Here is a 20,843-nt window from a genome sequence, read left to right as displayed (position 1 = left end):
TATGACCCATTCAATGTCCGTCTGGCTGGTTTTGCTGGCCGCCCTCGTGGGGGCCAACCTGCCGTTTCTCAACGACCGCTGGTTCGCCGTGATTCCGCGCAAACTGCCCAAGACCCTGGGGATGCGCGTGGGTGAGCTGGTGGTGTGCTACCTGCTGGTCGGGGCGCTGGGACTGGCGCTGGAACAGTCCGCTGGTCAGATCTACCCGCAGGGCTGGGAGTTCTACGCCACCACCGCGGCGCTGTTCCTCACGCTGGCCTTTCCAGGCTTTGTGTACCGCTACCTGTACCACCGTCGAGGCTGACCGCTCCCATCATGCCGGTGCAGATGCCCGCCGCGGATGCCCACTTGCGCGAGACGCCGGTCTCACGCACCGAACTGCTCAAAGGGCATTTCCTGCACGTGGTGCGCGACACCGTGCGCCTGCCTTCCGGCCATCAAGCCACGCGGGAGTACGTGTTGCACCCCGGGGCCGTCATGGTCATCGGCTTGCTGGACGACGGCCGGGTGGTGCTGGAGCGCCAGTTCCGCCACCCTATGCAGGCCGTGGTGATCGAATTTCCTGCTGGCAAGCTCGATGCGGGTGAAAGCAGCCTGGCCTGCGCACAACGCGAGTTGCGCGAAGAAACGGGCTACAGCGCCCAGGAGTGGGCTTTTGCCGGCCGGCTGGCGCCCACCATCGCCTATTCGGACGAGATCATCGACATCTGGTTTGCACGCGGGCTCAGGCTGGGCGAGCGCCATCTGGACGATGGCGAATTCCTCGACGTGTTCACCGCCACACCCGCCGAGCTGCAAGTTTGGTGTCGCAGTGGCGAGGTGTTCGACTGCAAGACCCTGGTTGGTCTGCTCTGGTTGCAGAACGTCCTGCGCGGTGAATGGGCGCTCGACTGGTCGGGCCACATGCCCGCAGGCATTGCCAGATAATCCATGGCATGAAGGTCCTCAACCTGCAATGTGCCCACCAGCACGAATTTGAAGGCTGGTTCGGCTCTGAAGACGACTTCACCAGCCAGCTCGCGCGTGCCCTGGTGAGTTGTCCTTTGTGTGGCGATACGCAGATCCGGAAAATGCTGTCGGCGCCGCGCCTGAACCTGCGCGCCGGTCGCGAAGACAAGGCGCCCACCGCTGCACAGACCGGCACCTCCGACAGCGTCGAGCTGGGCCTTCCGGCGTCGGGTTCGGCATTGCATGCCCAACTGCTCAAAGCCATGCGCCAGGTGCTCGCCCACACCGAAGACGTGGGCGAGCGTTTTGCCGATCAGGCCCGGGCCATGCACCACGGCGAGATGGATCAGCGCAACATCCGGGGTCGCACCAGCCCCGAGGTGGCCCTGGAGCTGATCGAAGAGGGCATTGAAGTGATGCCGCTGCCTTCGCTGCCTGCGCTCAAAGAGACCCTGCAGTAGTTGGCGCCCCCTGAGCCGCAGACGGCGCAGGGGTGATCACGGATACAGTCCGCGCAGGTCGCGCGCGTGCAGGATGCGCTTGCACGCGACGATGAAGGTGGCGGTGCGCAGGCTGACCTTGTTCTCCTCCGCGACCTGCCAGACCGCACCGAACGCGCCTTTCATGATCTTCACCAGGCGCTCGTTGATCTCGTCCTCGCTCCAGAAGAAGCTGGAGAAGTCCTGCACCCATTCGAAGTAGCTCACCGTCACGCCACCGGCGTTGGCGATCACGTCGGGCAGCACCAGGATGCCGCGGTCGTGCAGGATGTCGTCGGCCTGTGGCGTGGTCGGGCCGTTGGCGCCTTCGATCACCATCTTCGCCTGGATGCGACCCGCGTTGGCTTCGGTGATCTGCTGTTCGAGCGCGGCCGGAATCAGGATGTCACAAGGCACATCCCAGAAGGCGTCGTTGGCGATCACCTCGGCCTGCGGGAAGCCCGCCACGGAACCCACGCGCGACACGTGCGCCAGCAGGGACGGCACGTCCAGGCCCGCTTCGCGGTAGATCGTGCCGCCGTGGTCCTGCACCGCCACCACCTTGGCGCCAGCTTCGGCAAACAGCTTGCCGGCCACACCACCCACGTTGCCAAAACCCTGCACGGCCACGCGCGCCTTGCTGATGTCCATGCCCGTGTGTTTGGCCGCTTCGACGCCGACCGTGAACACGCCGCGGCCCGTGGCTTCGCGTCGGCCGAGCGAGCCGCCCAGGTCCACAGGTTTGCCTGTGACCACGCCGGTGGCGGTGGAGCCTTCGTTCATGGAGTAGGTGTCCATCATCCAGGCCATCACCTGTTCGTTGGTGTTCACATCGGGCGCCGGGATGTCCTTGCTCGGGCCGATGATGATGCCGATCTCGCTGGTGTAGCGGCGTGTGATGCGCTCCAGCTCACCGACCGACAGCTGGCGCGGATCGACGCGGATACCACCCTTGGCACCACCGTAGGGCACGTTCACCGCCGCGTTCTTGATCGACATCCAGGCCGACAGCGCCATCACTTCGGACAACGTCACATTCTGGTGGAAACGCACACCGCCCTTGCCCGGGCCGCGCGAGGTGTTGTGCTGCACGCGGTAGCCCTCGAAGTGCGCAATCGAGCCGTCGTCCAGGTGGATCGGCACGTCCACGATCAGCGTGCGCTTGGGGCGCTTGAGGGTGTCCACCCAGCGGGCCAGGTTGCCCAGGTAGGGCGCCACGCGGTCCACCTGCTGAAGGTAGATGCCCCAGGGACCGAGGTTGTTGGGGTCGAGGTACGAGGGAAGGGCGCTGGTGAAGGCGGCTGGGCTGTTGGCCGCGGCGCCGGCGGGATGCGGTGCTTGTGACATGGTGCGTTGTCTCCTGGGGGATGGGCTGGCCCGGAATGGTGGGTCAACCGGTGCGACTGTACGGAGCACGGTGGCGACTGTCCAAGGCTGTGTTGCCATGCCTTTATGCGATGGATGCATAACCTTCCGGACGGGGTGGCGTGTTCAGTCGGCCGCCGCGCCCCAGACAAGGCGCGCCACGCGCGCCATGTTGTCACCCAGCACACCATTCACTTCCTGCGGACCCATGCCCACCGCCCGCAGGGCGCCGGGCAGGGCTTGCCAGGTCTCGATGGGCGCGTAGCGCATCTGGCTGATGCCTCGGCCGTAGCCCGCCTGCGCGGGCCACCAGAAGCCCGGATCGAAAGCGCCGGGCGGATCGTCGTTCAGCCCGGGTTGGGAAAAACCGATGTCCAGGCCCAGGCCCACGTGCTGTGCGCCCACCAGGTTGGCCACGTAGGCCATATGGCGTGCCAGGTCGCTCGCTTGTGGCGCTTCGCAGCCCAGAAACTTCGACACACCGGAGACGCAGACCACGCCACCGGTGGCCGCGCAGGCGCGGATCTGTTCGTCGGTGATGTTGCGGCCGTGTTCGGCCATCGCCAGCGGGTTGGCGTGGCTGAACACCACCGGGTGGCGCGAGTGGGTCATGATGTCCAAGGTGGTGCGCCGCTCGGTGTGGGCGCAGTCCATGAGCACGCCCGCATCGTTCACGGCCTGCACCATGCGGCGCCCGAGCGCGGTCAGGCCCTGGGGCTCGTCGTGGCAGCCGCCGGCCACGCTGTTGTTGCGGTTGTAGGCAAAGTGGATCTGCCGCACGCCGAGATCGCGGTACAGCGCCACCATCTCGGGGCGTTCCAGCAGGGGCAGGGCGCCTTCCAGGTCAAAACCCACCGAGAGTTTCCCCGTGTTGCGCGCGTGTTCGATGTCGGCCACAGTGCTCGGGATCAGATAGCGCCCGGGCTCGGCCCGCAGCCGCGCACGGAAAGCGGCGAGCACCGGCAGGATCTGACTCAGCGGGTTCATGTCCATGCCCACGTTGATGCAAACGTGGTGTACCCCCGCCGCGCGGTAGCGCTCCAGGGGTTCAAAGCTGGCATCGGGGTGCAGGGGCAGGCAGGTGTGGGCTTCCCAGCGGATCATGGGTTTCCTTCATGGGGGTGGGTTGGTCGCGCGACGGCATCGATTTTGCGTGGGTTCACGGACATCAAGTGGAGCCTTCGCGTTTCGAACCGGTGGCACCACCGCAAGTGACGGCTGCGTGACGTTTTGTGTCGATAATGAATTTTTCCTTAACAAGGGGCGCATACCGCTGTCCCCGCAACAACGAAGGATGACCGATGTTTGAACTGAAGAAACTGACCCTGGCTTTGGGCCTGTCTGCGGTGGCGATGGCCTCGCAGGCTGCCGGCACGCTGATTTACTGTTCCGAAGGCAGTCCCGAGGGTTTTGACACCGCGCAATACACGGGCGGCAACACCTTCGACGCCGCCGGTCACGCCATGTTCAACCGCCTGACGCAGTTCAAGAAGGGTGGCACCGAGGTTGAGCCGAGCCTGGCGCGCGAATGGAACGTGTCCGCCGACGGACTGACCTACACCTTCAAGCTGCGCAAGGGCGTCAAGTTCCACACCACCGACTATTTCAAGCCGGGCCGTGACATGAACGCCGATGACGTGATCTTCACCTTCGAGCGCATGGTCAACAAGGACCATCCGTTCAACAAGGCCTATCCGGCACAGTTCCCGTACGCCTCCGACGTGGGCCTGGAGAGCAACACCGAGTCGGTGACCAAGACCGACGACCTGACGGTGGTGATCAAGCTCAAGAAGCCCGACCCCGACCTGCTGGTCAAGATCGCTATGCCGTTTGCCTCGATCCTTTCGAAGGAATACACCGACAAACTGGTGGCCGAAGGCAAGGCCAGCATGCTCAACCAGCAGCCCATCGGCACGGGTCCTTTCGCACTGCGCCGCTACGAGAAGGACGCGCAGATCCGCTACGTCAAGCACAAGGACTACTGGAACGCCAAGGACGTGCTGGTGGACAACCTGATCTTCGCCATCACCACCGACGCCTCGGTGCGCTTCCAGAAGCTCAAGGCCGGCGAGTGCCACATCATGTCCTACCCGAAACCGCAGGACATTGCGGCCATGAAGGCCGACCCCAAGCTGAAGATGGACACGGCACCGGGCTTCAACATCGGCTACCTGAGCTACAACACCGAAAAGGCGCCACTGAACAAGGTGGAAGTGCGCCAGGCGCTGGACATGGCGATCAACCGCAAGGCGATCATCGAAGCGGTGTACCAGGGGCAGGGCCAGGAGGCTTCCAATCCGTTCCCGGCCTCGCTGTGGTCCTACAACGCCAAGCTGAAGAACGCCGCCTTCAATCCTGAAAAGGCCAAGGAGCTGCTGAAGAAAGCCGGCGTGGCCGAGGGCACCGAAATCACCTTGTGGGCCATGCCGGTGCAGCGCCCCTACAACCCCAACGCCAAGCTGATGGCCGAGATGATCCAGGCCGACTGGGCCAAGGTGGGCATCAAGGCCAAGATCACGCAGTACGAGTGGGGTGAGTACCTCAAGCGCCTGAAGCAAGGCGAGCACGACACCGGCCTGATCGGCTGGACCGGCGACTACGCCAGCCCCGACAACTTCCTCGGCGTGCTGCTCACCTGCGAAGCCATCGGCGGCTCCAACTACGCGCGCTACTGCAGCAAGGAGTTCGACGGCTACGTGCTCAAGGCCCGCAACAGCGTGAACCAGAAGGAGCGCACCGAGCTGTACATGAAGGCCCAGGAGGTGTTCAAGAAGGACATGCCGTGGTCCACCATCGCCCACTCCACGGTGAACCAGCCCATGCGCAAGGAGCTCAACGGCTTCAAGATCAGCCCGTTTGGCGACTACAACTTCGAGGGTGTCAGTGTGAAGTGATCCCCCCCGCGCCGCCTGCGGCGTCACCCCCCGGGGGGGGGCAACGCGAGCGGCCCGGCGGAGCCGGTTCCGCCGCGTTCTGGGTGGTCCGGCTGCAGGCTCACTGCGTGTAGCCTGCTGCGCCCTTGGGCAATGCGAGCGGTTTGGCGATGTCGGGCCGCTCGCGTTCTTGGGTCGGCCACTCTGGTCAATTTGCAGGCGTCAAGCTTTTGACGTCTGCTCTTTTTTACGCATTCTGAAAACAACAAGGGGTGCTCCCTCATGCTGAGATACCTCCTCAAGAAGTTGCTGGTGCTGATTCCCACGATCCTGGGGGTCACGCTGCTGACTTTTTCCCTGATCCGGCTGATCCCCGGCGACCCGGTCGAAGTGATGGTGGGCGAGCGCACGCTCGACCCGGAGCTGCACGCCGCTGCCCTCAAACGCCTCGGTCTGGACCAGCCGCTGTACGTGCAGTACGGCCGTTATCTGGGGCAACTGGCGCAGGGGGACCTGGGGCAGTCGCTCAAGACGCAGTCCCCTGTGTGGAGCGAATTCAAGGCCCTGTTTCCGGCCACGCTGGAGCTGGCGCTGTGCGCGCTGCTGCTGGCCCTGGTGCTGGGCCTGATCGCGGGTGTGCTCGCCGCCGTCAAACGGGGCAGCTGGCTGGACCACACCGTCATGACGGCTGCGCTCACCGGTTATTCCATGCCCATCTTCTGGTGGGGCTTGCTGCTGATCCTGATCTTCTCGGTGGGGCTGGGCTGGACGCCGGTATCCGGCCGGCTCGACCTGATGTTCGACGTGCCGCCGCAGACCGGCTTCATGCTGATCGACGCCTGGCTGGCCGAGCGCGCCGACCCCGAGCTCAACAGCGGCGCGCTGTGGGACGCGGTGCGCCACCTGATCCTGCCGGCCATCGTGCTCGGCACCATTCCACTGGCGGTGATCGCGCGCATGACGCGGTCGAGCATGCTGGAAGTGCTGCGCGAAGACTACGTGCGCACGGCGCGCGCCAAGGGTCTGTCGCCGATGCGCGTGATCTTCGTGCACACGTTGCGCAACGCGCTCATTCCCGTGCTCACCGTGGTGGGGCTGCAGGTGGGCACGCTGATGGGCGGCGCGGTGCTGACCGAAACCATCTTCTCCTGGCCGGGCATCGGCAAGTGGCTGATCGACGCCATCGGCCGGCGCGACTACCCCGTGGTGCAGAACGGCATCCTGCTCGTGGCGACACTCGTCGTCGTCACCAATTTCATCGTGGACCTGCTCTACGGTGTGGCCAATCCTCGCATCCGGGTGCAGTCATGAACCTCATGGAATTCTGGCGAGCCTTCTCGCAAAACAAGGGCGCCGTGGCCGGCCTGGTGTTCATGACCATCGTGGGGCTGCTGGCGATCTTCGCGCCCTGGGTCGCGCCGCACGACCCGATCGAACAATACCGCGAGCATTTCCTGCAAGGCCCGGTCTGGGCCGGTGGCACCAGCCAGTTTCTGCTGGGGACCGACGAACTCGGCCGCGACCTGCTCTCGCGCCTGATCCATGGTGCGCGGCTGTCCTTGCTGGTGGGCCTGGTGTCGGTGGTGCTGGCGCTGATCCCGGGCGTGATCCTGGGGCTGGTGGCCGCGTTCGCCGGCAAGTGGGTGGACGCCGCGATCATGCGCGCCATGGACATCGTGATGGCCCTGCCCTCGCTGCTGATGGCGGTGGCCATCATGGCCATCCTGGGCCCGGGTCTGCTCAACGCCATGATCGCCATCGCGCTGGTGTCGCTGCCGGCCTACGTGCGGCTGGTGCGCGCCTCGGCCATCGGCGAGCTGCAGCGCGACTACGTGACCGCCGCGCGCCTGTCGGGTGCGCGCACGCTGCGGCTCATGTTCGTGACCGTGCTGCCCAACTGCACGGCGCCGCTGATCGTGCACGCCACCATGAGCTTTTCCGCCGCCATCCTGGAGATCGCGGCACTGGGCTTCCTGGGGCTGGGTGTGCAGCCGCCGCTGCCCGAGTGGGGCACCATGCTCGCCTCGGCGCGCGACTACATCGAACGCGCCTGGTGGGTGGTGACGCTGCCGGGCCTGACCATTCTGTGGTCGGTGCTGGCCATCAATCTGGTAGGTGACGGTCTGCGCGATGCGCTGGACCCGAAACTCAAATCCGCATCTTGATATGGAACACCCCCGCCGCGCTTCGCGCGTCCCCCTCAAGGGGGCGATGCGATGCGGCCCGGCAAAGCCGGGGCCAAAGCATCCTGGGTTCGGGCATTGCGCGCCGGATACGGTTCACCCATACCGCGTTGCCGCGCAACCATTGAGACACCTTGTATGAGTCTTCTTGAAATCAACAACCTGCGCGTCGAGTTCGGCGCCAAGGGGCGCGCCTTTCGCGCGGTGGACGGGCTGGACCTGCAGCTGGACCAGGGCCAGGTGCTGGGCATCGTGGGCGAATCGGGTTCGGGCAAGTCGGTCGCGATGATGGCCGTCATGGGCCTGCTGGCGGGGCAGGGTCACGTCGGTGCCGATCGCCTGTGGTTCGACGGCAAGGACCTGCAGACCATTTCAGACCGCCAGCGCCGCAAGATCCTGGGCAAGGACATGGCCATGATCTTCCAGGACCCCATGACCTCGCTCAACCCGAGCTTCACCGTGGGTTTCCAGATCGAAGAGGTGCTGCGCGAACACATGGGCCTGCGCGGTGCGGCCGCCCGGGCGCGCGCCATCGAGCTGCTGCAGATGGTGGAAATCCCCGGGGCCGCGCACCGACTGGAGAGCTACCCGCACCAGTTTTCGGGTGGCATGGCGCAGCGCGTGATGATCGCGATGGCGATCGCCTGCAACCCCAAGTTGCTGATCGCTGACGAGCCCACCACCGCGCTGGACGTGACCATCCAGGCACAGATCATGGAGTTGCTGGTGCAGCTGCAGCGGGCGCACAACATGGCCCTGATCCTCATCACGCACGATCTGGCCGTGGTGGCGGAGGTGGCGCAACGCGTCGCGGTCATGTACGCCGGCCAGGAGGTGGAGCAAGGCGCCGTGGAGCGCCTGTTCACCGCACCGGCACACCCCTACACCCACGCGCTGCTCAGCAGCGTGCCCGAGCACAGCCGCGGCGCGCGCCGCCTGCACACCCTGCCCGGCATCGTGCCCGGCCAGTTCGACCGACCCACCGGCTGCCTGCTCTCGCCACGGTGCCCCAAGGCCCAGGAACGCTGTCACACCGAACGCCCCGAGCTGCTGCCGCAGGGCGACGGTCTGGTGCGCTGCTTCTACCCCATGACGGCGCAGGAGACGCTATGACCGACACCCCGATGATCGCGCCCACGGCGCCCGTGATGCAGGCCGAATCGCTGACGCGCCATTACGGCGTGTCGCAGGGCTTCATGAAACCGAAGGTCACCGTCAAGGCCCTGGTCGACGTGTCGTTCACGCTCACGGCCGGGCAGACCCTGGCCGTGGTGGGCGAATCCGGCTGCGGCAAGAGCACGCTGGCGCGCCAGCTCACCCTGATCGAGGCGCCCACCGCAGGCCGCCTGCAGGTGGGCGATGAATGGGTGACGCCGGGCGACCGCGCGCAATACAAGCGCCTGCGCAGCCAGGTGCAGATGGTGTTCCAGAACCCCTATGCCTCGCTCAACCCGCGCCAGAAGATCGGCCACCAGATCGGCGAGCCCCTGCTGCTCAACACGACGCTGAGCGCCGCCGAGCGCAAGGACAAGGTGCTGGAGAGCCTCAAGCGCGTGGGCCTGCGCCCCGAGCACCACGACCGCTATGCCCACATGTTTTCCGGCGGCCAGCGCCAGCGCATCGCCATTGCGCGTGCCATGGTGCTGCAGCCCAAGATCCTGGTGGCCGACGAGCCCACCTCGGCGCTCGACGTGTCGATCCAGGCCCAGGTGCTCAACCTGTTCATGGATTTGCAGGAGCAGCTGCAGACCGCCTACGTGTTCGTCTCGCACAACCTCGCGGTGGTGGAACACATCGCCAACGATGTGATGGTGATGTACCTGGGCCGCGTGGTCGAAGCCGGGCCCAAGGCCACGATCTTCGCCAACGCGCTGCACCCTTACACGCTGGCCCTGCTGTCGGCCACGCCGTCGATCGACCCGGCGCAGCGCCAGAAGAAGATCAAGATCCACGGCGAGTTGCCCAGCCCGCTGAACCCGCCCAGCGGCTGTGCCTTCCACAAGCGCTGTCCGAAGGCGGATGCGCGCTGCGAGAGCGAGCTGCCTTTGTTGCGGCCGCTGGAAGGGCGGCAGGTGGCTTGCCACCACGTTTGAAGCGGTCTTTTCTGGTTTCTCTTCCCGTCGTGGTCTGTGGCTGACCGAGCCGCCTGACCTTCGGCGCTCAGAACAGGTGGGCAGGGGCAGGTGGTCCGGGTGTTCGTTCTCCGTCCCACCTCGCGGGTGTCTGCACGGGTGCGCACCGATCCCTTGTTCAACAACTTGGTGGCGCTCGTCCGTGTGGGCAACCGCGAATGGGGACTGCGCCCGCCCACCCAGACCACCTGCTTCCTAAGTGATGCTCGAGCGCACCTGCAGGCACGCCCACATGCCTGCGTGAGGTGCAGGACCAACCAGCCCCCGGACCCCTTCACGAGGCTCAAGCGTTGAACTGCAGCGCCGCCAGCCCCGCGTACACGCCGCCCCGCGCCACGAGCTGCGCGTGCGTGCCCTGTTCCACCAGCCGCCCATGGTCGAGTACCACGATGTGGTCGGCCTGCTGCACGGTGGCCAGGCGGTGGGCGATGACCAGCGTGGTGCGGTCTTTCATGGCCGACTCCAGCGCGGCCTGCACCATGCGCTCGCTCTGGGCGTCGAGCGCGCTGGTGGCTTCGTCCAGCAACAGCAGCGGTGGGTTCTTCAGCATGGCGCGCGCGATCGCGATGCGCTGGCGCTGCCCGCCCGAGAGCCGCACGCCGCGCTCACCGAGGAAGGTGTTGTAGCCCTCGGGCAACTGGGTGATGAACTCGTCGGCAAAGGCCGCATGGGCCGCAGCGCGCACTTCATCGTCTGAGGCTCCGGGCTTGCCGTAGCGGATGTTCTCCAGTGCACTGCTGGAAAAGATCACCGGGTCCTGCGGCACGATGCCGATGCGCGAGCGCAACTCGTGCAGGCTCAGCTGGTGGATCGGCACGCCATCCAGCGCGATCACACCCGAGGCCGGGTCGTAGTAACGCAGCAGCAGGCCGAACACCGTGCTCTTGCCCGCACCGCTCGGACCCACCAGGGCCACCGTCTGGCCAGGCTTCACGTCGAGTGAAAAACCGGCGAGCGCCGCCTGCGCCGGGCGCGACGGGTAGTGAAAGGTGATGTCCTCAAACCGCAGTGCGCTGCCGCCCTGCGGAGTGGCAGCCGCCAAGGGCCGCGCAGGCGACTGCACCGGGGACTCCAGGCTCAGCAATTCCATCAGACGCTCGCTTGCGCCCGCGGCGCGCAGCAGGTCGCCGTACACCTCGCCCAGCACGGCCACAGCACCGGCCAGGATGATGATGTAGACCACGGTCTGCCCGAGATGACCCGCGGTGATCTCGCCGGCGATGACGGCCTGCGTGCCCTGGTACAGGCCCCACAGCAGCAGGGCCGCGGTGCTGATGATGATGAAGGCCACCAGCCCGGCGCGCGCGCGGCTGCGCTTGACCGCGGTGCCGAAGGCCTGCTCGGTCGAGTCGGAGAAGCGCTGCGCCTCGCGGTCTTCCGCCGTGTAGCTCTGCACGATGGGGATCGCGTTGAGCACCTCGGCCGCGATCGCGCTGGAGTCGGCCACGCGGTCCTGGCTGGCGCGCGAGAGCTTGCGCACGCGCCGGCCGAACCACATGCTCGGCAGCACCACCAGCACGATGATCAGCGACACCTGCAACATCACATAGGGATTGGTCCACACCAGCATCACCACCGCGCCCACACCCATGAAGGCGTTGCGCAGGCCCATGGAGAGTGAGGAGCCGACGACCGTTTGCACCAGTGTCGTGTCGGTCGTCAGGCGGCTCAGCACCTCGCCGGTTTGTGTGGTCTCAAAAAACTGCGGGCTCTGGCGCAGCACGTGGCTGTAGACCGCGTTGCGCAGGTTCGCCGTGATGCGCTCGCCCAGCCAGCTCACCAGGTAGAAACGAGCGGCTGAAAACAGGCCCAGGGCGACAGCCACGCCGAACAGCTGCAAAAAATGTCCTCGCAGCGCCACCGCCTGCGTGCCTCGGTCTCCCGACACCAGACCCCCATCGATCAGGTGGCGCAGCGCCACCGGAAACAGCAGCGTGGCGGCCGCGGCGCCGATCAGGAAAAGGATCGCCAACCCGATCTGCAGCCGGTACGGCCGCATGAACGGCCGCAGGCCGCCGAGCGCGGTGGGGGTGGTGGATCGGGGACGTTCGGCGGGGGAGGGTGCACTCATGGCGATGAGTGTGCCGGGTTTTCAACGCAGGCGTCGGTGCGCGATGGTCGTGCGCAAAGCGGGAGGTGCGCTCAGTGCAGCGCGGCCTGCTGGTTCACGACGCGTGCGTGTGCTTGCTCCAGCTCTGTGATCAGCTCGTCCACCTGCGCCATGAAGGCCGCACGGCTGGCCAGCGGGCTTTGGGTGATCAGTCTGGTGGATCGTTCGGCCAGCGCCTGCTCCCCCGCCTGGCGGGCCCAGCGCCGCACTTCACAGTAGGCCAGCAAGGCCAGGCGGCTCATGTCGCCACTGCGGCGAGCGTGTTGCAGGTCGCCGAGAAGATCCTCGAGACTGAGCTGGATGGGCGCGGTGGAAGCGGTCATGTTGCAGTGCAGCATATCCCGGTTTCCGAAAGCTTGCTGATCCATTCGTCGGTTGGTGGGGATTCAGCGCCCACAGCCATGCCTGCATGGGTCGCTTGCAGCGGGATGCTCCAGCGTGCCCGGCCCTGGGGTGACATGCTGGCCGGCATTCAGAATGCTGGCCGCGAAATCCCCTGAATCCGCTTTTCGATCTCCCCCACGTCGAGTGCCGAGAAATCGATGTCCTGGGCCACCTCGACCCGTTGGTCCACGGGGCGGCTGAGAGCCGCCTTCAGTTCGCCCAGCAGCGGACTGGAAACAAACAACCACAGCTTTTCGAACTGGCCTGTTGACAGGCCTTCGTCGAGCCGGGTGGCGATCTCGTGTGCGAACTGGTGCTGGGACTTGCGCTTCGGATCGGTGTGCGGCTCGAAGCGGGCAGCTGCCGTGCTGGTGTCGCTGCGCTCATGGCCCGGCCGATCACGCGTCAGTTCGCTGCGCAGGAGTCGACCTTCCGGGTGGGGGATGGTTTCCACCACCCCCAGCGGTTCGCTGCGCGAGTTTCTGACAAAGATGCGGGCGATGGAACTGTTGGCAACCAGAATCCATTGTTTCGTCATGTTGGCTCCAGGGCGTTGGTCGGGTCAGGCGGCTAGACAGGGCCAGACCCCAAAGGCACCACTCTAGGCGGCTTGTGACGTCCAGCGTTGAGCAGGCTCAATCGCAGCGCCGACGGGTTGCCCAGAATGCGTGCATGCTCGTCCCCCGGCTGTGGCGGTGGATTCTTCGAGCTGCATTTAAACAAGGGCTCATCATGCTGAAATTTCTGATCGCAGTGGACGGTTCCGTGCACGCGAAGAACGCCATCGAGGCTGTTGCAGCTTTGGCGCGTGCTTCAGCACAGCTGGAGGTGATCCTCGTGAACGTGAGGAGCGACCCGATCTATTACGCTGAACTGCCACCCGATGCGCTGCAGGAACTGGAAGCCGCGGTGCTCACCCAGCAGGCCCGGGTGCTTCAGGAAGCCGCTGCACTGGCCCGTGCCAGTGGCCTGACCGTCAGTGCCACGCGGGACCCCAGTGGGGCGGAAGCCACCGAGATCGTGCGGGCGGCCGAAGAGCTCGGCGTGGACCAGATCGTGATGGGTACCCGTGGCATGGGCGCCATCGGAGGCCTGTTCATGGGCTCGGTTGCACAGCGGGTGGTCCATCTCGCCAAGAGGCCGGTCCTGCTGGTGAAGTAGGGCCGCCGTGAAGCCGTTGCCAGGACCGGCACCTGGTGCGATCACACCACCACGCGGGTCCAATGCCCCAGGCTGATTTCCGGCGCACCCGGCAGGCTGGGCGCTTTGTCCGAATCGGCCTTCGGTGTGTGCTTCGCGAGTTCGCGGTCCATGCCGTTGCGGATGATCTTTGCCATTCCGTCGACCAGTTCCGCACAGGCATCGATGACATCGTCCATCGAAACGATGCCACTCAGGTGATGCGCACCATCGGTCACCAGAAGGCGGCGCACGCCACTGTCCTGCATGGCGACAACCGCCTCGTTCAGGCTGGCATTTTCGGCAATCACCGTGAGGTCCACATGGGCCAGATCACCCACTTCCATATCCAGCTCCAGCGGCATGCGGGCCAGTGCGTCAACAACCAGATCGCGGTCGGTCAGGATGCCGCACACCTGTTCGCCCCTGGCATCGCTACAGGTAACGACCAGCGCTCCCACATGGTGGTCGCGCATCATTCGCGCGGCCTCCATGAGCGAACACTGGGCGTCGATGGTGACAATATCCCGGTTGCAGATGGCGCTGACTTGCATGGTGCCCTCCTTGGCGAGTCGTCAGGTGCGGCGTGACCGAATGCTTCATCGTGCTCCTTTCTGCGGTTGAGTCATTGCGTTCAATCAACTGTTGGTGCTGGCCGAGTCGGCTGTCTGCGGCATTCCGTGGTTCACGGATGGCGTTCTCCGGGTTGACTTCGGGAAGCGGGCGGTACAGGGGGTCATTGAAGGGCCGGCAGGCCCACACTTTGCGCCAGTGCGATGCGTTGCGTGGGTTTCAGGCCCAGCCGGGTCGCCAGCAGCCGGCGGTCTACCAGACCGCGGACCACCGTCGCCAGACCCGCGCTGGCGCAGTAGAGGTACACGTTCTGGGCAATGCACCCCGCGTCCGCGCCCACCAGGAAATGGCGATCTTCCGGCGAGGCCGGCGTCGTCTTCTCGAAGTCGGCCACATAGACCAGGGTCAGAGGCGCGCTGCCCACGAAGTCTTGCGTGCCGGTGATCGCTCGCAGGTCTTCGGCCTTCACCAGATTCAGGCGATGGCAAAGGGCGTCGTAGCGGAAGCTGCCTTGCGCCAGAACCGCGTAGATATCCATCTCCTGCCAGTTGTGTGCCGATGGCGCAGTGCGGCCCTGACTGGAAGGCCGGTTGATGCCGAAGGCGGCCCAGAGCAGGGCCGAAATCTGCTCGGCCGACAACGGGCTTCTGGAAAAGCTGCGGCTGCTCGTTCGCTGACGCAACGCATCGACCAGCGTTGCCTGTTCCGGCAGCACCGGGGGCGGGAGCGGGAAAGTGTCGGTTTCGAAATCGATGGCAATGTCGGTCATTTCGAGTCCTTGTCCAAGCGTGGTTTGGCGACCCAACACCAAAAAAAGAAGGCCCGCCAACCCTGACGGGTGGCGGGCTCTGTGAAGGTCCCCGGCATCGCGTGTGACCGCCCTGCCGGTCTGAGGGTGCCTTCACCCCTCGTGGTGTCGGAGACACCACGACCTTTCCCTCTGAAGGGAAACCTCACCTGACCGTTCGTCAACGGACTTGCATCACATTCTCCGATCGGCCGTTGCAGTGTGCTGCGACCGGAGTCCGGGGCCATTGAGCATGCTCAATCCAGGCGCTGGTTTTCCGCGCCGCTCGGTTGCCGTCACCCCGGCAGACCTCGATGTCCAGATCTCCGCGCACGTAGGCATCCCCCAGGTGGCCGATCCGCCCAAGGGCCAGTCCATTCAGGGGACTCGGTTTGTGCCGTTTGATGCGCACCTGCGCCCCAGCCTGTTCGCCCGTCCTCCTGGCCGTTCCAGCGCCAGTGGAAACGTGAGGCCTCCATGCGCGACTCGATCCGGCCTGAAAGCGCTGTCATGGCCGGATGTGGGCGGCCTCAAGCCGCGAGACTGAAAGCGTGCCCGAGCCTGCCCTGCGCGGGCAGGCGATGAGCCGGTGTTCGAACGCGCGCGGGCGCGGGCGCATCCAGTTGCCGCCGCGTGCTGCGAGCGAAGGCGCCGAGGCCGTCCATGTCCAGGATCTCGACCTCGCGAGCGCACACTTGGAGCAGACCCAGTGAAGAGAGGGTGGTGAAGCTGCGACTGACAGTTTCGTGCGCCACCCCCAGCAGGCTGGATATCTCGCGCCGCCCCATCCGCAGGAGAAAGCGGCGCGGCGACTGGCCGCAGTCCGCCATGCGTCGGGAATGCTGGATCAGGAAGCGCGCCAGCCGCACCTCGGACGCGACCGCCGCCATGATGTCCACGAGTTCGCGACTGCGCGCCAGGGTGAGGCTTCCAGCGCTCTGCAGCATCAGGCCAAAGGCCGGAAGCGCCTCGCACAGGTGCGGTATGTCGCACCTCGGAATCACGTAGACGGCAGACTCCTCCAGAGCAGAAATGGCCACGGGGTACGTGGCCATGCAAAGCGCGTCAAATCCCAGAACCTCGCTGCGGATGGCAAAAGCCAGCACCTGCTCATAGCCGTCCTTGTCGGTTCGGAAGACCTTGAAAGTGCCTGCACAGACGAAGAAGATGGCGTCGGCCGGTGCACCCTCGTGAACAAGGCTATCGCCAGCGTGCACCGTGCGAAGGGTCACCGGTATGCGCGCTGCGGTGTCCGAAGGGGAGACAGGAACGCCGGACATTTGCAGCAAATCGGCGATGCTGGTCCCAGCAGACTTCGTGGGTGTCGGGTGATGCGGAGTACGCTGGTCGGCAATCTGGATCGGGTCCGGGCAGTTCATCGGGTGGCTCCTGAATGGGACTTCTTGGCGTTGTCCGAGGCTTTTAGCATGTGACAAACCACGCCTGCCGGCTATCAGACTGGGCGTTCAGATAAGTTCGGAAAAAGAGCTATTGGCAAAGGAAATTTACCTGTACGGGGTAGGAGTATTCCGAATGACAGCCTTTGGCATCAACGACGATCTCGTCGCGTCCGACCTTTTGCATCCGGAAGTCACGAGAATCGGGCTCGAGACTGCAGGGGTTTCGCGGGCACCGGGCGGCGTTGTGTTGACCAGGGCTGCCGCTGCAACACACCCATGGTCCCCTCCAGCACATGCCGACGAAAGGGCCACAAGATGAGCAATACCATGCGCGCCATGCTGCTGGAGCGGCCCGGTACCCGCCTGCGCCTGGTGCACCGCGCGGTGCCGGAAGCCGGCGCCGGGCAGGTCCTGATCGCGGTGGAAGCCTGCGGCGTGTGCCGCACCGACCTGCATCTGGTGGACGGCGAGCTGCCCGACCCGGTGCTGCCCATGATTCCCGGCCACGAGATCGTGGGCCGGGTGGTGGCGCTGGGGACCGGGGTGCAGGGCTGGCAGGCCGGACAGCGCGTGGGCGTGCCCTGGCTGGGCTGGACCTGTGGCCGCTGCCGGTTCTGCCGCGCCGGGCGGGAAAACCTGTGCGAACAGGCGCGCTTCACCGGCTACCAGATTCCCGGTGGCTACGCGCAGTACACCGTGGCCGATGCGCGCTACTGCTTCGCGCTGCCTGAAGAACCCGCGCCCGAGCACCTGGCACCCTTGCTGTGTGCGGGGCTGATCGGCTACCGCGCGCTGCGCATGGCGGGCGATCCGCAGCGGCTCGGGGTGTACGGCTTCGGCGCGGCGGCGCACCTGATCACGCAGGTGGCGCGGCGCCAGGGCCGCGAGGTTTTCGCCCTCACGCGCCCGGGCGACGCCGAGAGCCAGGCGTTTGCGCGCAGCCTGGGCGCGGCCTGGGCCGGTGGTTCGGATGAAACACCCCCCGAACCGCTGGACGCGGCCCTGATCTTTGCTCCCGCGGGCGCGCTGGTGCCGGCCGCGCTGCGGCACGTGGACCGGGGCGGTTGCGTGGTGTGCGCGGGCATCCACATGAGCGACATCCCTTCGTTTCCCTACGCCTGGCTCTGGGGCGAGCGCTCGCTGCGCTCGGTGGCCAACCTGACACGCCGCGATGGCGACGAATTTTTTGAACTGGTGCGGCAGGCGCCGCTGCAGACCGAGGTGCACGTGTTTGCACTGGAGCAGGCCAACGAGGCGCTGGACCAGTTGCGCCGCGGCGCTTTCCAGGGCGCGGCCGTGCTGCGCATGGACGTGCCTGTCTGAATGCGCAGGCGGTTCAGGCCCGGAGCTGCGCGATCACCTCGTCGTCCTCCACCTGCGGAAAGTCGCGGTAGAACTGGCCGACGGCCTGGAAGTCTTCGGGGGCGTGCAGGCAGACCACCTCGTCGGCCAGGGGCTCGACCTTCTCCAGTGCTTCGATCGACGACACGGGCACGGCGCAGACCAGCCGCTTCGGGTGGCGCTGGCGCACGCTGTGCAGCGCGGCGATCATGGTCGCGCCGGTGGCCAGGCCGTCGTCCACCACGATCACCACGCGCCCGGCCGGGTCGATGGGGGTGCGCAGCGGCGAATACATCGCACGGCGTGCATCAAGCGCCCGGAGCTGCTGGCGCTTTTCCTCGGCGATGTAGTGCGGGTCCGCGCCAACCTCGGCCGCGTAGGGCGCGATGGTGCTCCAGCCGCTTTCGTCGATGGCGCCGATGGCCAGTTCGGGCTGGTACGGCGCGTGCAGCTTGCGCACCAGCACCACGTCGAAGTCGCCCTGGAGCAGACCGGCCAGGGTCTTGCCCATGGGCACCGCGCCACGGGGAATAGCGAGCACCAGCGGTTTCCGGCCCCGGTAGGCACCCAGGCGGGTCGCCAGCTGGCGGGCAGCGTCTTCGCGGTCCTGGAACATGGTGGGTCCTTTCAGGTGGTCCGGCCCGCGGGCGCCGGCTGCAGCAGCTGGACGCTGAAGTCCAGCTCGTAGGGGGGCACATGGCATTCGACGATGTCGGTGGGTGCGACTTCCAGCCGCAGCCCTACCACGTCGGCGCGCATCGGCAACGTGGTCACGCAGCGGTCGGCCAGCACCGCGAGGAGCACGGCCGCAGGGCGTTTGCGGGTGAGCCAGTCCACCACCTTCAGCGCGGAGTGTCCGGTGTAGAGCACATCGTCCACCACGAGCAGGGTGTGGTCGCGCAGATCGAGCGCGGCGTGGTGCGGCTCTTCGCCCAACTGCGTGTCGGGGAACAGCAGCGTGAGGTCGTCGGCGTAGCGCTTGACCGACAGGTCCAGCCGCAGCGGAGGGGCCAGGCCATGGCGCTGCACCATGCGCTGGGTCAGGCGGTCGGCCAGCGGCGCGCCCCGGCGCAGCACGCCCACCACCGCCACCGGGCCGTGGCCGTGCAGCAGCCCGGCCGCCTGCTGTGCCATGCGGTCCATCACCGCGTCCAGACGGGCGCTGTCGTAGAGGCAGGTTCGGGAGCCTCGAGGTGCGTTCATGGGCGTGTCCGCGGCACGGCCTTGGCGGCCACCGCTGGATCTGTGCAGTTCATCGGGAACTCCTCGGGTGTCTTGCTGGCAGGGGAAGTCAATGCTCAGCATGAGACAAACCACACCAACCGGCTATCGGACTCGGCATTCAGATGAACCCGGAAACCTCGGCATGGGTAGGGGAATTTTTCCGATACTGCGTAGGAGTATTCTGAAACGCCGACCGGGGGCCTTCTCAGGTCCTTGGCGTGCAATGACTTTGATCAATCCAGCAGCAGATCAGCGCCCCCGAAAATGAGAGGTCCCACTATGATGAAAAAATCCGAAGGAGGCGCAGGCATGTACAACCCCCACTCGTCAACAGAGCACACGGCGATGGATGCTGCTGTCCAGTCTGGTGTGATCCATGCGGCACAGGAGGGCATCGTGACCATTGACGAGGCGATGCACATCGTGATGATCAATCCGGCTGCTCAGCGCATGTTTGGCCGGCCGGTGGCGCAGCTGCTGGGGCAGGACCTGTCGGTCCTGATTCCGGGTGCCCTGCGCGAACTGCACACGGCGCATGTGCAGAAATTCATGGCCTCTGGGGTCGTTGAACGTCCGATGAGCGAGCGGGGGCAACTGAGGGGCTTGCGCGCGGATGGCTCCGAGTTCCCGCTGGAGGCCGCGATCTGCCAGGTGGAAGCCTCCAGCAAGTTGGGCGGCCATCGCTACTTCACGGCGATGCTGCGCGATGTGAGCAACGAACAGAAGCTCGCGGCCCAGGTCGACCATCTCAATCGCCGGATGCGCACGCTGTTTGACTTGTTGCCCGTGGCGATCTGGATCACCGAAGGCGAGGCGGTGGTCTATGCCAACAGCGCCTGTGCCCGGCTGTTCGGCGTGGCACAGCGCGAAAGCCTGACCGGGCAGTCGATCTATACGCTGCTGCACCCCACAACCCACGAGCAGGTGCGCGAAATGGTGGCCCACGCGCTGGACTCGGAGGAAGAGGTGCTGCCCATGCACGGGAAGATCGCCCGCCGTGATGGCTCGTCCCGCGATGTCGAGATGGTCGTCGCTGCACTGCCGGATCACTCGCGCACCCTGGTGCAGATGGTGCTCTCCGACATCACGAAGCAATCGCAGGAACGGCGGGCGCTGATGGCGTCGCGGCGCACCCTGCGAGACCTGGCCGCAAGCCTGGTGGACGCGCGGGAAGAGGAGCAGCGGCGCATTGCCCGCGAACTGCACGACGAGCTGGGTCAGCGGCTCACGGCCCTGAAGCTGGAGTTGTCGGCGCCGGAGGGCATGGACGCGCCCGGTTTCCCTTCGGCGCGCACCCAATCCATGATCCAGATGGTTGACGACACGATGGCCGCCACGCGGCGGATTTCCATGGATCTGCGACCCTTGATGCTGGACGACCTGGGCCTGAACGCGGCCATCGAGTGGCTGGCCCTGGAATACGAACGGCGGTCCGGGTTGCGGGTGGCACTGCGCTGCGACCCGCTGCCCGAGCCCATGCCGCAGCGGGTGCTGACGGCGCTCTACCGCATCGTGCAGGAGGCCTTGACCAACGTCGTGCGCCACGCGCGCGCTACCCGCGTGGAGATTTCGATGGTGCACACCGGCCCGTCCATCGAGCTGCGTGTCGAAGACAACGGCACCGGGTTTTCCGACAAGCTGCAGCGGGGCCCTGGAAAATCATTTGGCCTGATCGGCATCCGCGAGCGCGTGCTCATGCTCGGCGGAGAATTGCGCCTGGGCAACCTGCCCGGTGGCGGCGCGTACATGGCCGTGAAGCTGCCGCTGTCCGACTCGGATGGCGTCGGGTACCCGCTGGAGATCGCAGCCAACCTGCCGCTGCTGGATACCGTCGCCTCCCACTCTTCAGACCCCATACCTTGAGC

The 20,843-nt window shown here is 65.9% G+C and carries 21 protein-coding genes; 11 read left to right on the top strand and 10 right to left on the bottom strand.

The features are described 5' to 3' along the window. The first annotated feature begins 1 nt into the window (after position 1). From ACN5W5_RS13300 to ACN5W5_RS13290, 3 genes are read left to right on the top strand one after another with little or no spacing between them, the layout of a single operon-like run. Complete coding sequence (locus ACN5W5_RS13300) at positions 2-304, top strand: DUF2818 family protein (protein ID WP_304920815.1); 303 nt, start codon at positions 2-4, stop codon at positions 302-304. Between the two features lie 11 nt (positions 305-315). Next, positions 316-927, top strand: coding sequence for an NUDIX domain-containing protein (locus ACN5W5_RS13295; protein ID WP_420048981.1), 612 nt, complete (start codon positions 316-318; stop codon positions 925-927). 8 nt (positions 928-935) lie between these two features. Further along, positions 936-1,409: a DUF1178 family protein gene (locus ACN5W5_RS13290; protein WP_420048980.1), complete on the top strand. Its 474-nt coding sequence runs from the start codon at positions 936-938 to the stop codon at positions 1,407-1,409. 36 nt (positions 1,410-1,445) lie between these two features. On the opposite strand, the gene ACN5W5_RS13285 is transcribed toward ACN5W5_RS13290, so the two are convergent. Both ACN5W5_RS13285 and ACN5W5_RS13280 read right to left on the bottom strand, forming a co-directional pair. Further along, the gene (locus ACN5W5_RS13285; RefSeq protein WP_420048979.1) at positions 1,446-2,774 is read right to left on the bottom strand and encodes a Glu/Leu/Phe/Val family dehydrogenase; all 1,329 of its coding nucleotides are present in this window, start codon (positions 2,772-2,774) and stop codon (positions 1,446-1,448) included. 144 nt (positions 2,775-2,918) lie between these two features. Further along, the gene (locus ACN5W5_RS13280) at positions 2,919-3,896 is read right to left on the bottom strand and encodes a dipeptidase (protein ID WP_420048978.1); all 978 of its coding nucleotides are present in this window, start codon (positions 3,894-3,896) and stop codon (positions 2,919-2,921) included. A 197-nt stretch (positions 3,897-4,093) separates the two neighbouring features. Between ACN5W5_RS13280 and ACN5W5_RS13275 the strand changes: the two genes are divergently transcribed. From ACN5W5_RS13275 to ACN5W5_RS13255, 5 genes are all read left to right on the top strand, one after another. Beyond that, entirely contained in the window at positions 4,094-5,686 is a 1,593-nt protein-coding gene (locus tag ACN5W5_RS13275; RefSeq protein ID WP_420048977.1) for an ABC transporter substrate-binding protein, read from the top strand. Positions 5,687-5,947: 261 nt separating this feature from the next. After that, entirely contained in the window at positions 5,948-6,976 is a 1,029-nt protein-coding gene (locus tag ACN5W5_RS13270) for an ABC transporter permease subunit (protein WP_420048976.1), read from the top strand. Beyond that, positions 6,973-7,830, top strand: coding sequence for an ABC transporter permease subunit (locus tag ACN5W5_RS13265; RefSeq protein ID WP_420048975.1), 858 nt, complete (start codon positions 6,973-6,975; stop codon positions 7,828-7,830). Before ACN5W5_RS13270 ends, ACN5W5_RS13265 begins: the two co-directional genes overlap by 4 nt. Positions 7,831-7,986: 156 nt before the next feature. Beyond that, complete coding sequence (locus tag ACN5W5_RS13260; protein ID WP_420048974.1) at positions 7,987-8,961, top strand: ABC transporter ATP-binding protein; 975 nt, start codon at positions 7,987-7,989, stop codon at positions 8,959-8,961. Further along, complete coding sequence (locus tag ACN5W5_RS13255; RefSeq protein WP_420048973.1) at positions 8,958-9,941, top strand: dipeptide ABC transporter ATP-binding protein; 984 nt, start codon at positions 8,958-8,960, stop codon at positions 9,939-9,941. Before ACN5W5_RS13260 ends, ACN5W5_RS13255 begins: the two co-directional genes overlap by 4 nt. Positions 9,942-10,263: 322 nt before the next feature. On the opposite strand, the gene ACN5W5_RS13250 is transcribed toward ACN5W5_RS13255, so the two are convergent. The 3 genes from ACN5W5_RS13250 to ACN5W5_RS13240 all read right to left on the bottom strand — a co-directional run bounded on the left by ACN5W5_RS13250 (position 10,264) and on the right by ACN5W5_RS13240 (position 13,012). Then, complete coding sequence (locus tag ACN5W5_RS13250; RefSeq protein ID WP_420048972.1) at positions 10,264-12,051, bottom strand: ABC transporter transmembrane domain-containing protein; 1,788 nt, start codon at positions 12,049-12,051, stop codon at positions 10,264-10,266. A gap of 71 nt (positions 12,052-12,122) precedes the next feature. Further along, positions 12,123-12,413: a hypothetical protein gene (locus ACN5W5_RS13245; protein WP_420048971.1), complete on the bottom strand. Its 291-nt coding sequence runs from the start codon at positions 12,411-12,413 to the stop codon at positions 12,123-12,125. Positions 12,414-12,562: 149 nt separating this feature from the next. Next, positions 12,563-13,012, bottom strand: coding sequence for a host attachment protein (locus ACN5W5_RS13240; RefSeq protein WP_420048970.1), 450 nt, complete (start codon positions 13,010-13,012; stop codon positions 12,563-12,565). Positions 13,013-13,206: 194 nt separating this feature from the next. Here ACN5W5_RS13240 and ACN5W5_RS13235 point away from each other — a divergent pair, with 194 nt between their 5' ends. Next, positions 13,207-13,635 carry a universal stress protein gene (locus tag ACN5W5_RS13235; RefSeq protein WP_420048969.1) on the top strand — a complete coding sequence of 143 codons (429 nt, stop codon included), beginning with the start codon at positions 13,207-13,209 and terminating at the stop codon, positions 13,633-13,635. Positions 13,636-13,676: 41 nt separating this feature from the next. Here the strand turns inward: ACN5W5_RS13235 and ACN5W5_RS13230 are convergent, their stop codons facing one another. The 3 genes from ACN5W5_RS13230 to ACN5W5_RS13220 all read right to left on the bottom strand — a co-directional run bounded on the left by ACN5W5_RS13230 (position 13,677) and on the right by ACN5W5_RS13220 (position 16,392). After that, on the bottom strand, positions 13,677-14,207 hold the full coding sequence (locus ACN5W5_RS13230; RefSeq protein ID WP_420048968.1) for a CBS domain-containing protein: 531 nt from the start codon (positions 14,205-14,207) through the stop codon (positions 13,677-13,679). 182 nt (positions 14,208-14,389) lie between these two features. Continuing rightward, positions 14,390-14,995 carry a nitroreductase family protein gene (locus ACN5W5_RS13225; protein WP_420048967.1) on the bottom strand — a complete coding sequence of 202 codons (606 nt, stop codon included), beginning with the start codon at positions 14,993-14,995 and terminating at the stop codon, positions 14,390-14,392. Positions 14,996-15,543: 548 nt separating this feature from the next. Beyond that, complete coding sequence (locus ACN5W5_RS13220; protein WP_420048966.1) at positions 15,544-16,392, bottom strand: Crp/Fnr family transcriptional regulator; 849 nt, start codon at positions 16,390-16,392, stop codon at positions 15,544-15,546. 348 nt (positions 16,393-16,740) lie between these two features. Between ACN5W5_RS13220 and ACN5W5_RS13215 the strand changes: the two genes are divergently transcribed. Beyond that, positions 16,741-17,736 carry a zinc-dependent alcohol dehydrogenase family protein gene (locus ACN5W5_RS13215; RefSeq protein WP_420049263.1) on the top strand — a complete coding sequence of 332 codons (996 nt, stop codon included), beginning with the start codon at positions 16,741-16,743 and terminating at the stop codon, positions 17,734-17,736. 13 nt (positions 17,737-17,749) lie between these two features. Here the strand turns inward: ACN5W5_RS13215 and ACN5W5_RS13210 are convergent, their stop codons facing one another. Next, the gene (locus ACN5W5_RS13210; protein WP_420048965.1) at positions 17,750-18,370 is read right to left on the bottom strand and encodes a phosphoribosyltransferase; all 621 of its coding nucleotides are present in this window, start codon (positions 18,368-18,370) and stop codon (positions 17,750-17,752) included. A gap of 11 nt (positions 18,371-18,381) precedes the next feature. Beyond that, positions 18,382-18,957, bottom strand: a complete 576-nt coding sequence (locus tag ACN5W5_RS13205) for a bifunctional pyr operon transcriptional regulator/uracil phosphoribosyltransferase PyrR (RefSeq protein ID WP_420048964.1) — start codon at positions 18,955-18,957, stop codon at positions 18,382-18,384. A gap of 330 nt (positions 18,958-19,287) precedes the next feature. Between ACN5W5_RS13205 and ACN5W5_RS13200 the strand changes: the two genes are divergently transcribed. Further along, the gene (locus tag ACN5W5_RS13200) at positions 19,288-20,841 is read left to right on the top strand and encodes a PAS domain-containing sensor histidine kinase (protein WP_420048963.1); all 1,554 of its coding nucleotides are present in this window, start codon (positions 19,288-19,290) and stop codon (positions 20,839-20,841) included. Positions 20,842-20,843: the final 2 nt, after the last annotated feature.

Origin of the sequence: Hydrogenophaga sp. ZJX-1 (assembly GCF_048590325.1) — a bacterium.
GTDB lineage: Bacteria > Pseudomonadota > Gammaproteobacteria > Burkholderiales > Burkholderiaceae_C > Hydrogenophaga.
This window is presented reverse-complemented; position numbering and strand designations above follow the sequence as displayed.

Coding starts and splice junctions, on each gene's coding strand:
- ACN5W5_RS13250 (WP_420048972.1), bottom strand. CDS start 12,051: ATGAGTGCACCCTCCCCCGCCGAACGTCCCCGATCCACCACCCCCACC.
- ACN5W5_RS13285 (WP_420048979.1), bottom strand. CDS start 2,774: ATGTCACAAGCACCGCATCCCGCCGGCGCCGCGGCCAACAGCCCAGCC.
- ACN5W5_RS13300 (WP_304920815.1), top strand. CDS start 2: ATGACCCATTCAATGTCCGTCTGGCTGGTTTTGCTGGCCGCCCTCGTG.
- ACN5W5_RS13245 (WP_420048971.1), bottom strand. CDS start 12,413: ATGACCGCTTCCACCGCGCCCATCCAGCTCAGTCTCGAGGATCTTCTC.
- ACN5W5_RS13265 (WP_420048975.1), top strand. CDS start 6,973: ATGAACCTCATGGAATTCTGGCGAGCCTTCTCGCAAAACAAGGGCGCC.
- ACN5W5_RS13210 (WP_420048965.1), bottom strand. CDS start 18,370: ATGTTCCAGGACCGCGAAGACGCTGCCCGCCAGCTGGCGACCCGCCTG.
- ACN5W5_RS13295 (WP_420048981.1), top strand. CDS start 316: ATGCCGGTGCAGATGCCCGCCGCGGATGCCCACTTGCGCGAGACGCCG.
- ACN5W5_RS13280 (WP_420048978.1), bottom strand. CDS start 3,896: ATGATCCGCTGGGAAGCCCACACCTGCCTGCCCCTGCACCCCGATGCC.
- ACN5W5_RS13255 (WP_420048973.1), top strand. CDS start 8,958: ATGACCGACACCCCGATGATCGCGCCCACGGCGCCCGTGATGCAGGCC.
- ACN5W5_RS13235 (WP_420048969.1), top strand. CDS start 13,207: ATGCTGAAATTTCTGATCGCAGTGGACGGTTCCGTGCACGCGAAGAAC.
- ACN5W5_RS13225 (WP_420048967.1), bottom strand. CDS start 14,995: ATGACCGACATTGCCATCGATTTCGAAACCGACACTTTCCCGCTCCCG.
- ACN5W5_RS13260 (WP_420048974.1), top strand. CDS start 7,987: ATGAGTCTTCTTGAAATCAACAACCTGCGCGTCGAGTTCGGCGCCAAG.
- ACN5W5_RS13270 (WP_420048976.1), top strand. CDS start 5,948: ATGCTGAGATACCTCCTCAAGAAGTTGCTGGTGCTGATTCCCACGATC.
- ACN5W5_RS13240 (WP_420048970.1), bottom strand. CDS start 13,012: ATGACGAAACAATGGATTCTGGTTGCCAACAGTTCCATCGCCCGCATC.
- ACN5W5_RS13215 (WP_420049263.1), top strand. CDS start 16,741: ATGCGCGCCATGCTGCTGGAGCGGCCCGGTACCCGCCTGCGCCTGGTG.
- ACN5W5_RS13275 (WP_420048977.1), top strand. CDS start 4,094: ATGTTTGAACTGAAGAAACTGACCCTGGCTTTGGGCCTGTCTGCGGTG.
- ACN5W5_RS13230 (WP_420048968.1), bottom strand. CDS start 14,207: ATGCAAGTCAGCGCCATCTGCAACCGGGATATTGTCACCATCGACGCC.
- ACN5W5_RS13290 (WP_420048980.1), top strand. CDS start 936: ATGAAGGTCCTCAACCTGCAATGTGCCCACCAGCACGAATTTGAAGGC.
- ACN5W5_RS13220 (WP_420048966.1), bottom strand. CDS start 16,392: ATGAACTGCCCGGACCCGATCCAGATTGCCGACCAGCGTACTCCGCAT.
- ACN5W5_RS13205 (WP_420048964.1), bottom strand. CDS start 18,957: ATGAACGCACCTCGAGGCTCCCGAACCTGCCTCTACGACAGCGCCCGT.
- ACN5W5_RS13200 (WP_420048963.1), top strand. CDS start 19,288: ATGTACAACCCCCACTCGTCAACAGAGCACACGGCGATGGATGCTGCT.